We start from the raw sequence: 12,803 nt of genomic DNA, 5'->3' as shown, positions 1-12,803 counted from the left end.
GTTAGTTGTTGCTCTGTCCGAGGGCGAAGATGGCCCCGATGGCGGCGACACCGAGGGCGATGATGCCGAGGGAGCCGCCTCCGCCCCCACCGCCAAACCAGCCGCCTCCCCCGCCGCTTTGGGAGTCTTCGTACTCTTCGATGAGTTCCTTGTTCTGTTGTTCGAGTTGGTTCCACTCTTCTTGGGTGACGTAATTCGAGTCATCCTGGGGCTCGGAGGATTCGAAATTTGCTTCGGTTTCCTCTTCGCCGGTTTCCTCGTTGGTGAACTTCTGGATAGTGAAGTTCCCCTCGATTTGGATAGTTTCGTAGCGCGTCTCCTCGGTTTTGGTGAAGTACGTAACTTCCTCGATTTCGGCGATCGAATTGTCGAGTTGGTCGGACACGTCGGCAGTCCAGACGGTGTTTCCACTTCCGTCGTCACCTTCGGTGAAGTCGGACGAGGGAACTTCGGCAGTCTCGTCGTAGTTCGTTTTGATGGCGTACGTTACGTTTTGGTGCGGTTCTTTGGTGAAGGTGACTGTCCCACCGTCGACGCCAGCAGCGTCGTCGTACGCCGTCCAGACACCTTCTCCGGTCCCAACGTCGTAGGTCAGATACACGCTCCCGAGACTATCTGTTTCTGGGTGATATTGGGTTCCGCTTTCGAGCGTGTCTGGGGGAGACGTGATCGCAAGCGACCCCTTTAGCGTCACATCCTCGTCGTCAAGCGAGACGACCGCCTTCCGTTCGAGGTCGACCGGGACGTTGAGCGCGATGAGGTCAGCGACTGCTTGGGGGGTACTTGCCGTCATCAGTCATCATCGCCGCCCGTTCACGTGGTGTGATGAGGTCTGACACCTCGATTTGTCCAGACTGCACCTGTCCGTAGACGTTATCGACCCACAGTAGGAGGCCGTCTCGAACGTCGGTGAAGGTCTGGGTTATCTCGTCGTAGACCGGCATCCACTCTTGATCAGAGAGGTATGTAACCTGTGAGCCATCAGGGGCTTCAACGCGGAGTCGGAGTCGTTGGAGGCTTCCGTTCGACCAGTCTCCACCGTCGAACTCAGCGGGAGTGAAGCCAGAACTGTACTGCGATTGGAGCATTTTGGTGTCGAAGGTTGTGCCATCGGGAAGTTCGATGCCGCGTGTTTCGAATGGGATGAACTCAGCAGGGGAGTAGGTGTTTCCAGTGGAGTTAGAACCCCAGTCGTCATCGGGGTAGTACATGACGTTGACTGGGTCGACATCTGCGTGGCTATTGAGGACTTCAGCCTGTTGTTCAACCTCGTTGAGCGACTCGTTCCATGCTTTGAGGAAGTTTTTGATGACGGTTGAGCCGTAGGAATCGACAGCAGAGGTGGCAGCGGTCTCAACTTCCGATTGAGATTTTTCCTCGTTGAGGGCTTCGATAGCCGCGATTTTTCCTTCAGTATAGGCGACGTTATCGATGCCGATCAGGATATTCTGCTGGTCGATAAATTTGCTGCCGTTATCGTTGTCACGTTTGAGAGCGGCTTCGTAGACTTTCTGTTGGAGGGAGTCGGGAGTCAGGCCTTCTGGCGGGGCGTCGCCGGTAAGGGCTTCCCATCCTTCGCGGAGTGCCCAGCCGAACGCCGCGGTGGTTCCGTAGGCAAGGGTGTAGGGGTCGACGGCAGTTGCATCACCGACTGGAGCGAGGTCGAGACGTCCAGCACTCGCGCCAGTCGCAGCGACACCAGTGGCAACCCCTGCGCCTTTGATGAAGGTGCGACGGTCGATACCGCCGGATTGGGTTTCTGTTCCGGTCATGGTCATTCGATGTAGGCGATGTAGGTGGAGACGGAGGCGATGCCGAGCCAGACGAGGAGGACGATGGCGTCGTGGGCATTGACGGCTGCGCCGACGGCGGGGATGAACTCGTAGGCGGGGACGGCGGCGAGTGCGACGCCAATGAGTCCGAGCTCGTACTGTTCGTAGTTCGAGCCATCGAATTCGTTGGTGCCGATGACCCAGGCGATGGCGGCGACAGTGCCGATGAGGGCGACGGAGATCTCCGCACCACCGACGGTCCACAGTGGTTGAGAGAAGTCGTAGCCGCCGAAGACGCCGATGCCGAGTTGCCACACCCCGAGGACGATGCCGGAAGCGATTGGGAGGACGATCAATGCGACGAGGTCGATCATGTCGAGTTGGTTTCGAGCCATGATACCTCTGAGAAACGGGCGCGAGACGGCGAAAAACGTGAGAATCTGTTAAGTATGCGAAGTCTACAAAGATACTTCCCTAGTGGCCGAGTAAGCGAAGTATGCCCATCAGAAAGATTCTATCGCTGGATGACGGCCGAAGTGGGGGCATCACGCTACCGAAATCAGAACTGGAAGCCGACGGCGTGATGACCGACGGCGAGATTGAGGGCGAGCACTACGCGTGTGTGGCGAAGGTTGATGACGGGACGTATCAGATTCAGTTAGTTGAGCAGGTTGGAGACTAGGTAAGGCTCTGATACGCATCTTACTTTTTTATATTGATGTCGATATACTCAGACGATGGAGATACTCGTCCTATACTCTGTTGCCTCTATCTGGATTCTAGCACTCTTGCTGGGGTTTTGGCACGGTAGCCATGAGGAACGCGGTTCCGAAAAAAATCGCAGACTTATCAATCGAAGATCTTGATTTGGATAAGCCTCCAGAGAGGATGAGAGAACTCCCGCCGGAACATATACTGAAAATGGTTGAGGTTGGAATGGAGAAGTCTGCTCCTTCACAGGTGACTTATGATGATATCAAAAAAGCGGATATCTCTATTCAAATCGCCCAAATAGGGTTCGCTTTGGTGCTCTTATTTTTTCCTTTGTACGCTACCTGGAGACTGTTGTTCGCATTCTCGTCGAGAATCAGTCCTCTGCTATCTGTGGGAATTTTCATCTTTTTGAGCACTCTGTTTGTTACCATCTTGAAATCCATTCTAAGAGAAATTGTCCAGGACGTGTATCAACTACTCAAAAGGGCTCTTGAACTTGACCCAATTCCGAATAATCCGTTTGAGAATCCACGCGAGGATTTCCTTACAAGTGTGGCGTTAGTAGTGATGGGGATATGGATACTTTTGTTCTCCTTTATGACCCCCGGAGTACTGGGTGCTCAATCAATTAACGAACTGTTGCAATTCCCGCCTGAGTTCGTTAATCGGCTGATAAGTACTATTTTGCTGGAATTCATTCGCGGTAGCGGATATCTACTTTCAATTGGCCTTCTTTCTGCAGCAGTCAATATTATCTGGCCATACCTACGAGAGAGTCAGATGTTCTGAGCTACAGTGTTTAGCAACTAACCGTGGAATAGTGAAATACTCAGAAAGTAGTATCGAGCGTCGCCTGCTGTGCGTATCCACCAAGATCGGCACGTTGATTTTCGAATTCGCTCGGTGAGAGAGCGCCACACCGGTGGGTATAGATACGGCTCTGATCTTCGTCTGAAAGCTCTCGGTCATATACAGCCTGTTTCAAGTAGTAGCCGAATGCCTCCGCGAGGTATGGCGGAACTGCGTTGCCGATTTGCTTTCGAACAGCTCCAAGCGTTCCTTTGAACCGGTACGAATCGGGGAACGTCTGAAGTCGAGCACCCTCACGCGGAGTGAGACCGCGGTCTTGGAAGGGGTGAATACACCGGGCACTTGATGGCTTCGACATATTCGACGTGATAGCGACTGCCGGTGTATCCGACTGGAGTCGAGAGTAGGAGTTGTGGTATCCCGAAGAAGGCTGGAGTTCATCCGGAATTTCCGTCCGGTCACCCCCGTCGGGGATGTGGGAAATCATCTCGACCATATCCTCAGAGTGCTCGCTGCTTGGTGTGACGTGAGTTCGTCACAGTCGCCGCGAAGGTCCTTCTGGAGCATGGTCTTTGGTTCTTCCTCGTACTCGGTCACGGTCTCACCGGGTCCGACAGGAGGGAGATCTCCAATGCCGTCCATAACGCCCGGCGTCTGAACAGGCTCTAAATCGAAGCCCTCCAGCGGGAACTCCGAGGAACCCTTCCGCGTCGCCAGCACGACAAGACGTCGTCGGTGTTGGGGGACTCCAAAGTCAGACGAGGTGACGACGCGGTGTTGGACTTCGTAGTCCATCTTGGCGAAAGACTTCTGAACCGCTTCGAGGAACTTGCCATCGGCCGTGTTCTGCATCCCACGGACGTTCTCGAAGAGCGCTGCTTTCGGTTCTAGCACGTTGACCCAGTCGATGAAGTTCTCGAAGAGATGATTCCGTTCGTCGGAGCCGTCGGGGCTGATGACCTCAGAGAATCCCTGACAAGGTGGACCTCCGGCGACGAGGTCGACGGTATTCTGCCCGACTACGTCGGGGATCTCGTCGACATCTATCTCTCGGATGTCCTTGGACAAATCGTCGGCATCTATCCCGTCTCGATTGTGCGCGAAGGTCTCTCTCGCGTCTTCGTCGACTTCGACGGCGTGTAGCAGCTCGAAACCCGCGCGTTCGAGGCCAACCGACAATCCACCGGCACCTGCGAAGAGATCGACGTACGTGAGACCAGACGCTTCCATTACGCTCTCTTTTCTCGCAATACGGTTTAAGAATTCGGCTACTCTCCGTGATATCTCTCGCCGATTCGATAGTAAGACTTCTATGAATGTCTCCTAGAACAGAGTATATCTCGGGGTGACGAATCTGCGCGACAATCGAGCCGACTGGGAGGAAGAGGCTATCGACGAGTTTCTCACTAAGCATTTCCCGCCCGGATACGGTGACGATCAGGGAACGCTGGCGGGATACGCGGACGATGACGGTGTCATCTCCGACGAGGAGATGGAGGAAATAGAGACGCTGGTAAACCGAGCGGAGTCACTGTTCAGTAGCTCGAAAGGGACTCTCGGGCTCGCAATCGACTTCATCATTCTCGCGGAGGAACTCTCACACACTGACGACTGGCTTCTTGGATACGATTCGGAGATCTCGCGGAGCGATATTCTGGAGCGTTACGAAAGCACGGCGAAGTCGTCGCTGACGCTGAAACGGGACAACACGAAAGAGGGGATTCGGAGCTTCCACAACGAGTTGATCGACCTGTTCCGGAATGACCTGAGCCGGACGAACTTCCCCAGCTCCCCCGGCCATCACACTGGCGAATGGGAGCGATACGACGATATGCTGGAGAACGCCTTCCGACTCTCTCGCGACGGTCGCTACGAGGCCGCCCAGCGACTCTTCGATATCGGGTTGGAACGACTGGAGTCCAAGGACTACCAACGGCGTGACCCACCGTTCACGAAGCCGTTTGTCGAAGTGCTTCGGAACTACGAACGAAGCGCTCCGTTTGAGCAAGGAGGATCGGCGTACCAGGCCCTGTGTTACGGGTACGTGAAGGCCCAGTGGCCGCATCTCTCGCTTCGAGCGAGCAAGGTCCGGACTGGTTCGTCTCGACAGCATCGATACGGCGACATTGACGGCTACTACGGTCCGGATCTGATGATTTCGGTTGAGGTCAAAGATCTCGTCATCGACGGGACCAACGTTGACAGCCAGCTCGGGACGATGATGGATGTCGCCCAGAACACGACATCGATTGCAATCGCTATTTGTCGACGTGTGACTGATGATGCTCGGGAAACGCTTGAGGAAGCCGGTGTGCGTGTCCTTGATGACGAAGATTTAGATGAGCGGCTGGCGACGTGGGATTATCATAAGCAAAATCGTGCGGTTCAGGGGATGATTCACTTCCTTACGAATATTGAGGAAAACCCAGAAGCGACGCAGCGGTTGTTGGAGTTCATTGCTGAAGTTGATTCAGAGAATCGTTCTGTAATACATCTTTCTGAGAAATAAACGACCCGAAACCTGGCGAGAGATACAGCGTTTAACTCTATGGTCGGCTAATAGGGGTGATTCTGTGCTAAGCGATAATCTATCAAAAGGGACTCTATATAGTACGTTCAACAGTGAAATGTCAATATAATTGTGGATCACGACCAATCCTTATCAGAATTCTCCCGCTACGAAATCATCCAATCCGAGTTGTCCTCCCTCGTTGAGATGAGTCCGTAACATCTGGCTGTCTGTTCTTTCGGCTTTTCGCTCAAATACTTGGAGAAATGCTTTGTGTGAACGACGCGCGATATCTTTGATCTCATCATACGAACGGATTCGCATGTCGTCCATCTTCATTCGGCGAATTTCGTTTTCAACTTCCCGCGATTCTTTGGCTTCTTTAGCGACTAGATATCCTTCGACCTCCCTATTATCAATTGGTGGAAGGTCCGAGACCGACCGTAGATAGTCGATATAGCTCTTGAATTGACTGAGATCCTCTGCATTTATAACGTGGTTTGGGTGACGTATGTCGACCAATCGTACAGTATCCCCATCCCCGAGTGATATAAACCCAACACGACTTTCTATTTTTGTATCGTTGAAATTGTCGTGAATTTCTTGCCTAACGTCTAATTCCTCATCAAGATAATCCCATCTTGGGTCAATTAGCCATGGATTATCCCCTACGAATCCATGGAGATCGTCGATGTCTGCGTCTCCATGTTCGACAAGTGTTTCGAACTTCTGAATAGCGTAGTAACGTCCCCGAACGATACGGAGAGAGTTCATAGCGTCGAGAACTTCGTATTGGTCAAATAGCTCGACTAATCGTTCTGTATTAGAGATATCCGATTGTTCTATTTTCTTTAGTAAGTCTCGGAATGACTTTTGTTGGACGCCACTGGAGACATAAGATGCCATCTCTCCAATTGTATCATCATCATAATCTCCTTGCTTCGCTAATTTACCAAGGAACTTATCAGCGAGCTCACGCTCTTTCTCATCCAGTGGATTAATATACCGCTCATAGGGCTCTTCCTCACGAATCTCTTCCATCTGTTCGTCTCTACGTTTTTCTGGCCACTCTGAACAGATCTCCTCGATCTCGGCCACAATGAACTCTCGAAGATGTTTAGCTGGCTCTTTCTCCCATAATACTTCAGTTCGATGCGTAGCAATCAGATCTTCTTCTTCGTCAAGGAAGTCGGCATGTACTTCGCCAACTAAATACTGAAGCGCCATCTGTCCCCTTGTTCCACCCTCAGCGACGCCAAATGTGATTGGTGTCTGAACTGTTTTTCCCCTGGCCATTACTGCTACACCCCCTTCGATATTATCTGGAACTGGATTCTTTAGTGTTCCAATCCACCCGTCGATAGTATATTTACCATCAGAACCAATTGCTACGTTATTGTATTCTCGTTTAAATTGGCATCTCTCTTTTAGATTCCGTTGAGTCCCTTTTATTTCCTCTCCATTCACAAATACCTGAAAATCGTCACTAAGGACACTAAAACGGCGAGATAGACGTTGGACGACGTACTCCGGGTTTGGTCTTTGATCCCGGTCTAAATTACGAAGAGTGACTTCGGTTCCACTCGACTCGTTTGTTTCTCCCTCTGCGATTATTTCTGGATTATATGTGGTCGTAGCGTTTGGATCCTCGCGAGCCTGCTCTCGCATTTCTCCGTAGTCTAATTCGAACTCAACGAATTCCCCATTCTTAACAGTTCTAAGCTGAACGATGTCGGCGACACCAAATCCCGCAAGCTTTCCGATGCCTTTTCTACCCATAACTTTCCGTTCTTTATCTTCAATCTCCACGACATCTTTTCCCTCATCTTGGCGCCGATTTCGCCCAACGACTAGGAATTCGTCGTTTATCTCCCTCTTCGTCATTCCAGTCCCGTCATCAATGATTTTGATTTCGTAATCCGGGTTCATTGATTCATTTTGGGGAATTTCGACGTGGACGGTCTCGGCTAAGGCGTCCCACGCGTTAGCGACATATTCAGATATGACAGCAGGAAGGTTTGTGTACATCTTTAGCCCAAGATGTTTCAGTACATTAAGATCGAAACGCATCTTCAACTCGGTATCTTCAGTCATAATTAGTCACCACTCCTATCAGGTCGGTTGTCTTGAATTATATCTTGTCTATCAACTAAAGCAGCTATCTTTTCCATCACGTTATGGAATTCTGGAGGAAGATTGGCGATTTTGACCTCTCTAGCTAGATCTGGGACATCAACTTTCTTGACGAATGCTTCTTCCCTCGCATCGAATTCACCTCTTGCTTCTGTAACGATACTCCCGAGTTGCTCAGCGGGGTCTTTTGCTGAGTGTGTCTCTAGTAACTCGATAACATTCTCCTCTTCCATAGAGAAACAACTCGCGACTGCTCGCTGATCTTCTAGCAAATATGCTTCTATTTCATTTTGATGCCAAACATGAACGTTATTTTCATCCGCTTTCTCCCAGCTAATTTCTGCGTCATCGCCATCGCCTGTCCTATTTATATGCTGAATAATTTTTCCTCTGATAGCTTCGACCTTAGAACCGCTATTAACTCCATCAAATTCTTGGCTGACATCTGAATCACAAATAAACAAGTACGGAATCGAAAAGACATCTAGCAATTTAACGAGAGACCGTGAATGATTGATCAATTTCGACTTACAGTCCATATCGGCTAAACCTATTCGATTTTCTTCTAAGTCAAACCCATATTTTGGGCCGATATTTCGGAGAACTTTCCTATCGGTTAATCCCTCTACTATTACAACTGCGTCCGACTGCAGCATGCCGCTGTATCGGTATCCTATTTCACGCAATTCAGCACCGACCTCATCTTGACCTGTCGGAATAAGTTGAGACTCAACGTCGCGTTTTACCCGAACTCGATTATCGATGCTATCGTGATTTACGAAAACGCTTGAATGTGTAGAAATGACGATTTGTGGCCCAGAATCTCTCATTAATTCATCTTCAATTAATTGCAGTACTTTTCTTTCAGCTCCGGGATGGAGGTGTAATTCGGGCTCTTCCATGAGTAGAACATCTGCATCATCACCTGCAAGTACGATTTGTGTTACTAGAGTAAGGATTTCTTTTGACCCGGCTGAAATCTCACTCAAATCAAACTCACCGAATTCCTCCTCTTCGACTACCACCGTCGTTTGATCCCCCCGGAGTGGGGCGCTTATACCCTCAACACCTGGCATAATTCTCGAATACTCTTCGGAGATCTTCTTGAATCTCGGATCCTGATCTGCGATGAGACTCAGAAGCACTTGCGACAGATTATGTCCTTCGTCATCAAGTCGAAGTTTCCGTACTGCGTCTAGTTCCTCCTCCGGCTCTCGAAATGCCTTGATGTACTCCCACTCTTCCATTGCTTCTTGCATGACCTCTTTCAACTGAGCCCACGCTTTTCGCTTTCCGGCAGTCTTGTTCTCTGGTAGTTTAGCGAAATCTTGAAAATCGGCTGCGCTACTTAGATTACCCCTTCTCAGCGCTCGCCATTCTGTCTCCCCCCCTCTATTAAAAGTCGCATACATGTTAGATTGTCCTGCAATCCCCGACTCAGATTCTGGATCCGGGCGTAATATGAGTTGGTGGGTGATTCTACGAAACTGGCCATCAGAAACGTATCTCTCCGCCTTTCGCTGGCCAAGATTAGAAACTTCATCAATTCTCATCCAAAGATCTTCAATTTCTTCATCAGATAATTTGAATGTGAATTTAAATCGTATCTCTCCGCTAAGCTCTTTTCCTCTTATCCGCTTACGAAGCCAATCAATCTCGGAGATCGAGTTTCCTGTGGGGAAAGCTTCTCTATAATCAATCAGGGCATCGATAACACTCGATTTACCGCTGTTGTTTTCGCCGACAAAAACGTTCACCTGATCCATTTCCACCGCTTGATCATTACTTATGCTCTTATAACCATCTACGTCCCATGTTACGAGTTTCATATTAGAATATACGTTAGGCTCTGATGCTCAACTAGAGCCGGTTACGAACAAATAATACTATTGCTTAATTAACCTACAATGACCGCACAATACATTCGTCTTGGTCTTATAACCAATAACTATCTAGGTGACTTTTCTGTTTGGTTATTTTTGCGGGTATGATCGGATCCTGGTCAATATTTAGCACCTGACTTATTATCGAGATCTTGAATTTATATACTCTACTTGTTGTTATTGCGGATTTCTTCGTCAATCTTTGGCACCGGCCGCGGGTAGGGAAACATCTCCACATCGACTTCCCCTCGTAGGTATCGCTCGCCGAGCCCACAAATCTCCAACCTCCAGCCGTCTTCAATATCGATGTGTATGAGTCCTGCATCGGCGAGTTCCTTACAACGGTCACGAATTGTTCCCTCTCGTACTGAGATCATCGGCTCCATTGCGATGAACTCCGGATAGGAGTATAGCTCGTCGTAGAGGTGTTCCAGTATCCGTTCATCCAACCGGTCTTGCCATCTCGCGTTGCGTCGTATCGTCATGGTGGAGGGAGTTAGGTCCGCTAGGCTCCGTTCGGTCCGTTGGTGCCTTCGGCTTCTGCTGGCGAATTATCGCCATTGTTCGCTACGTCACGGTTGAGATATCGGCCCGCTTCGGCGTCGTACTCTTCATCGAGGTAGGCTTCGCCCTCGTCGGTGATTATGTAGACGCCGTTTCCGAGGTGCTTCAACAGGCCATGCTCAACGAGTTTCTTGGCCCGCTGGCTGATATACGAGCGAGTCCATCTGACAAAACCACTATTTGCCATCTCGCTCGGCGTTCCTGACTCTTTCTCGGAGAGATATTCGAGGATTCTCTCGTCGCACAGTACCATCCACTCCGCCGAGCGTCGCATGTGTTGCCATTAACCCGCCACGAATTATAGCTGGCCCATATGTTTATAAAAACTCACAGGGTATCAAAACACTCGTCGTTAACTATATTACTCAAGAGGTAATTTGACGATTCACGAGGTCACCTCGAAACTGATGCCTCTGGGCACCAGTGTACCGGGGCTGTGCTGGCACACAGCCCCCTGAAAAGGTGGTTTCGTGGACCAGTGATGTCCGAAACCAACTCCGCGGGCACGAAGTCCCGCACGGACGGAGACGTACCGCCGAATAAAAAGCCCGCCGACCTCTCGAAGTTCCAACTCCGTATTCTCGCGGTGCTGACTGACGCCGAAGATGCCCCGAAGGGCGTCACTATCAAACGCCGACTTCGTACGTACTACGACGCCGAGGTCAACCACGGCCGACTGTACCCCAATCTCGACGAACTCGTTACGGACGGCTTCGTCACGAAGGGTCGGAAGGACCAGCGGACGAACGCCTACGATATCACGGATACTGGGCGAGACGCGCTCGTCAGCGAGGTCGCGTGGCTGGTCGAACGAACGGACGGCTTCGAGGAGGCCGATTCCTGATGGGACTCGATTTCGAAGATATCGTTGCCCTTCGGCGTATCTCGGAGGCGATTCAGCGACAGAACGCGCTGAAGCGCGTGGAACTGCACACCGAACTGGAGGCACGCGCTGACTACCCAAGTAATCCGAAGATGGTCGAAGAGACCATCGCGGAGATGGAACGTACGTACCTCCGAGATTCGGAGACCGGCCATGACCGTGACCCTGCCGCTGCGGGTCTCGTCAGAACCGGACCGGAATCCCGGCCGGAGGATAGCCGATGAGCGGTGTCGGCATTAGCGTCGTCTGTCAGCGCTGTGGACGGCGGTTTCAATCGGCCATCGAGAACGGTGAGCCGAATGACTACTGTTCCGACGGCTGTCGTCGTCGCGCCCAACGGAGGCCGAAATGAGCGGAGCGACGAACTGTGTGTGGTGTCCGAACGGCGGTCACCAACCGAAGCACGTCGGCCCCATCTGTGACAGCTGTGCAAACGATCTCCGAGTCGAACTGTCGGAGCCATCCCGTACTGGAGGGCTGAGCGATGACTGACGACCTCCAGCCGCTTCCCGTCGACGAGGGAATCGACCGCTTCCTCCGTTCGCGTGAACCGGAGCTTGAGGAGTCGTCGATTCGGAACGCCCGGACGCGGATGAACTACTTCCGCGAGTGGGCGGTGAAGGTCGCTGAGATCGAGAACCTCAATGACCTCACGGGCCGTGACCTCGCTGACTTCGTCGCGTGGCGACGCCCACAGATTCGCGCACTGACGCTTCAGAAACAGCTGTCGACGGTGCGGATGGCGCTTCGCTTTTGGGCCGATATCGAGGGGGTAACTGACGGTCTCGCGGAGAAGCTACACGCACCGGAGCTGCCGGACGGAGCCGAAGCACGCGAAGAACACCTTTCAGCCGACCGAGCGAAGTCGATTCTCTCGACGCTGGACCAGTACCACTACGCGAGTCCACGACACGCGATGATGACGCTTCTGTGGTACACTGGAATGCGACGGTCGGCGCTTCGGGCTATCGACGCCGACGACCTCCGACCCGACGACAACGCGCTCGTAGTGAAGAATCGCCCTGATGAGGGAACGAAACTAAAGAATGGCGACGACGGCGAGCGCTGGGTGTACCTAGGACCGATTCACTACCAGGTCATCGAGGACTCCCTCGAACATCCCGAACGGAACGACGTGACGGACGATTTCGGCCGCGAACCGATGTTCACCACGCGGGCCGGACGGCCGACTGGCGACACGATTTACGTCCGGGTCAACAGGGCCACACAGCCGTGTCAGTACGGCGAGTGTCCGCACGATGTCGACCCTGAGAAGTGTGATGCACTCGGAGCAGACGGCTATCCGAGCAAGTGCCCGTCGGCTTGTGGCCCCCACGCGGTTCGACGTGGGTCAATAACCTACCACCTGAATCGGAAGGTAGCTCCCGAGATCGTCAGCGAGCGGTGTGATGTTTCGCTCGATGTGCTGTACAAGCACTACGACGTCCGCACCGACCAGGAGAAGATGAACGTTCGAAAGGACTCCGTGGAGGATGCATTATGATTCTGTTTCAAGCACCTGCCCGGCGAGTCCA

The 12,803-nt window shown here is 51.8% G+C and carries 15 protein-coding genes; 6 read left to right on the top strand and 9 right to left on the bottom strand.

Annotated elements, in window-relative coordinates; genetic code table 11:
- Position 1 precedes the first annotated feature (1 nt).
- Genes GJ631_RS14950 through GJ631_RS14940 form a run of 3 tightly spaced genes read right to left on the bottom strand, consistent with a single transcriptional unit; the run spans position 2 to position 2,167 of the window.
- Positions 2 to 793: a hypothetical protein gene (locus GJ631_RS14950; protein ID WP_156709921.1), complete on the bottom strand. Its 792-nt coding sequence runs from the start codon at positions 791 to 793 to the stop codon at positions 2 to 4.
- A complete protein-coding gene (locus GJ631_RS14945) occupies positions 762 to 1,772 on the bottom strand; it encodes a twin-arginine translocation signal domain-containing protein (protein WP_197425108.1) in 1,011 nt (336 codons plus the stop codon). Before GJ631_RS14945 ends, GJ631_RS14950 begins: the two co-directional genes overlap by 32 nt.
- Positions 1,773 to 1,774: 2 nt before the next feature.
- Positions 1,775 to 2,167 (bottom strand): hypothetical protein, encoded by a 393-nt coding sequence (locus GJ631_RS14940; RefSeq protein WP_156709919.1) that lies wholly within the window; start codon positions 2,165 to 2,167, stop codon positions 1,775 to 1,777.
- 101 nt (positions 2,168 to 2,268) lie between these two features.
- On the opposite strand from GJ631_RS14940, the gene GJ631_RS14935 reads away from it, so the two are divergent.
- Both GJ631_RS14935 and GJ631_RS14930 read left to right on the top strand, forming a co-directional pair.
- Complete coding sequence (locus GJ631_RS14935) at positions 2,269 to 2,454, top strand: hypothetical protein (RefSeq protein ID WP_156709918.1); 186 nt, start codon at positions 2,269 to 2,271, stop codon at positions 2,452 to 2,454.
- A 131-nt stretch (positions 2,455 to 2,585) separates the two neighbouring features.
- Entirely contained in the window at positions 2,586 to 3,275 is a 690-nt protein-coding gene (locus GJ631_RS14930; protein WP_156709917.1) for a hypothetical protein, read from the top strand.
- A gap of 40 nt (positions 3,276 to 3,315) precedes the next feature.
- Here GJ631_RS14930 and GJ631_RS18730 read toward each other — a convergent pair whose 3' ends face one another.
- Together GJ631_RS18730 and GJ631_RS18725 are read right to left on the bottom strand one after the other, a co-directional pair.
- The gene (locus tag GJ631_RS18730; RefSeq protein WP_197425106.1) at positions 3,316 to 3,792 is read right to left on the bottom strand and encodes a DNA cytosine methyltransferase; all 477 of its coding nucleotides are present in this window, start codon (positions 3,790 to 3,792) and stop codon (positions 3,316 to 3,318) included.
- A complete protein-coding gene (locus GJ631_RS18725) occupies positions 3,780 to 4,526 on the bottom strand; it encodes a DNA cytosine methyltransferase (protein ID WP_197425104.1) in 747 nt (248 codons plus the stop codon). Before GJ631_RS18725 ends, GJ631_RS18730 begins: the two co-directional genes overlap by 13 nt.
- 115 nt (positions 4,527 to 4,641) lie before the next feature.
- On the opposite strand from GJ631_RS18725, the gene GJ631_RS14920 reads away from it, so the two are divergent.
- On the top strand, positions 4,642 to 5,805 hold the full coding sequence (locus GJ631_RS14920) for a hypothetical protein (protein ID WP_197425102.1): 1,164 nt from the start codon (positions 4,642 to 4,644) through the stop codon (positions 5,803 to 5,805).
- A gap of 153 nt (positions 5,806 to 5,958) precedes the next feature.
- Here the strand turns inward: GJ631_RS14920 and GJ631_RS14915 are convergent, their stop codons facing one another.
- From GJ631_RS14915 to GJ631_RS14900, 4 genes are all read right to left on the bottom strand, one after another.
- The gene (locus tag GJ631_RS14915) at positions 5,959 to 7,899 is read right to left on the bottom strand and encodes an ATP-binding protein (protein ID WP_156709916.1); all 1,941 of its coding nucleotides are present in this window, start codon (positions 7,897 to 7,899) and stop codon (positions 5,959 to 5,961) included.
- A gap of 2 nt (positions 7,900 to 7,901) precedes the next feature.
- Complete coding sequence (locus GJ631_RS14910; RefSeq protein ID WP_156709915.1) at positions 7,902 to 9,767, bottom strand: ATP-dependent endonuclease; 1,866 nt, start codon at positions 9,765 to 9,767, stop codon at positions 7,902 to 7,904.
- Positions 9,768 to 9,988: 221 nt separating this feature from the next.
- Complete coding sequence (locus GJ631_RS14905; RefSeq protein WP_156709914.1) at positions 9,989 to 10,306, bottom strand: hypothetical protein; 318 nt, start codon at positions 10,304 to 10,306, stop codon at positions 9,989 to 9,991.
- A 20-nt stretch (positions 10,307 to 10,326) separates the two neighbouring features.
- Positions 10,327 to 10,659, bottom strand: coding sequence for a MarR family transcriptional regulator (locus GJ631_RS14900; protein WP_156709913.1), 333 nt, complete (start codon positions 10,657 to 10,659; stop codon positions 10,327 to 10,329).
- Positions 10,660 to 10,866: 207 nt separating this feature from the next.
- Between GJ631_RS14900 and GJ631_RS14895 the strand changes: the two genes are divergently transcribed.
- The 3 genes from GJ631_RS14895 to GJ631_RS14885 all read left to right on the top strand — a co-directional run bounded on the left by GJ631_RS14895 (position 10,867) and on the right by GJ631_RS14885 (position 12,772).
- Entirely contained in the window at positions 10,867 to 11,229 is a 363-nt protein-coding gene (locus tag GJ631_RS14895; RefSeq protein WP_156709912.1) for a PadR family transcriptional regulator, read from the top strand.
- Positions 11,229 to 11,492, top strand: coding sequence for a hypothetical protein (locus tag GJ631_RS14890; RefSeq protein ID WP_156709911.1), 264 nt, complete (start codon positions 11,229 to 11,231; stop codon positions 11,490 to 11,492). Before GJ631_RS14895 ends, GJ631_RS14890 begins: the two co-directional genes overlap by 1 nt.
- 260 nt (positions 11,493 to 11,752) lie before the next feature.
- Positions 11,753 to 12,772: a site-specific integrase gene (locus GJ631_RS14885; protein WP_156709910.1), complete on the top strand. Its 1,020-nt coding sequence runs from the start codon at positions 11,753 to 11,755 to the stop codon at positions 12,770 to 12,772.
- Positions 12,773 to 12,803 lie beyond the last annotated feature (31 nt).

Origin of the sequence: Natronomonas sp. CBA1123 (assembly GCF_009741925.1) — an archaeon.
In the GTDB taxonomy this organism is placed as follows: Archaea; Halobacteriota; Halobacteria; order Halobacteriales; family Haloarculaceae; genus Natronomonas.
The sequence above is the reverse complement of the archived record's forward strand: the minus strand, read 5'-3'. Positions and strand labels throughout refer to the sequence as shown.

Excerpts from the sequence above, each read along its gene's own strand:
- GJ631_RS14950 (WP_156709921.1), bottom strand. The coding sequence starts at position 793 with ATGACGGCAAGTACCCCCCAAGCAGTCGCTGACCTCATCGCGCTCAAC.
- GJ631_RS14940 (WP_156709919.1), bottom strand. The coding sequence starts at position 2,167 with ATGGCTCGAAACCAACTCGACATGATCGACCTCGTCGCATTGATCGTC.
- GJ631_RS14895 (WP_156709912.1), top strand. The coding sequence starts at position 10,867 with ATGTCCGAAACCAACTCCGCGGGCACGAAGTCCCGCACGGACGGAGAC.
- GJ631_RS14900 (WP_156709913.1), bottom strand. The coding sequence starts at position 10,659 with ATGCGACGCTCGGCGGAGTGGATGGTACTGTGCGACGAGAGAATCCTC.
- GJ631_RS14935 (WP_156709918.1), top strand. The coding sequence starts at position 2,269 with ATGCCCATCAGAAAGATTCTATCGCTGGATGACGGCCGAAGTGGGGGC.
- GJ631_RS14905 (WP_156709914.1), bottom strand. The coding sequence starts at position 10,306 with ATGACGATACGACGCAACGCGAGATGGCAAGACCGGTTGGATGAACGG.
- GJ631_RS18730 (WP_197425106.1), bottom strand. The coding sequence starts at position 3,792 with ATGGTCGAGATGATTTCCCACATCCCCGACGGGGGTGACCGGACGGAA.
- GJ631_RS14885 (WP_156709910.1), top strand. The coding sequence starts at position 11,753 with ATGACTGACGACCTCCAGCCGCTTCCCGTCGACGAGGGAATCGACCGC.
- GJ631_RS14910 (WP_156709915.1), bottom strand. The coding sequence starts at position 9,767 with ATGAAACTCGTAACATGGGACGTAGATGGTTATAAGAGCATAAGTAAT.
- GJ631_RS14930 (WP_156709917.1), top strand. The coding sequence starts at position 2,586 with ATGAGGAACGCGGTTCCGAAAAAAATCGCAGACTTATCAATCGAAGAT.
- GJ631_RS14890 (WP_156709911.1), top strand. The coding sequence starts at position 11,229 with ATGGGACTCGATTTCGAAGATATCGTTGCCCTTCGGCGTATCTCGGAG.
- GJ631_RS18725 (WP_197425104.1), bottom strand. The coding sequence starts at position 4,526 with ATGGAAGCGTCTGGTCTCACGTACGTCGATCTCTTCGCAGGTGCCGGT.
- GJ631_RS14915 (WP_156709916.1), bottom strand. The coding sequence starts at position 7,899 with ATGACTGAAGATACCGAGTTGAAGATGCGTTTCGATCTTAATGTACTG.
- GJ631_RS14945 (WP_197425108.1), bottom strand. The coding sequence starts at position 1,772 with ATGACCGGAACAGAAACCCAATCCGGCGGTATCGACCGTCGCACCTTC.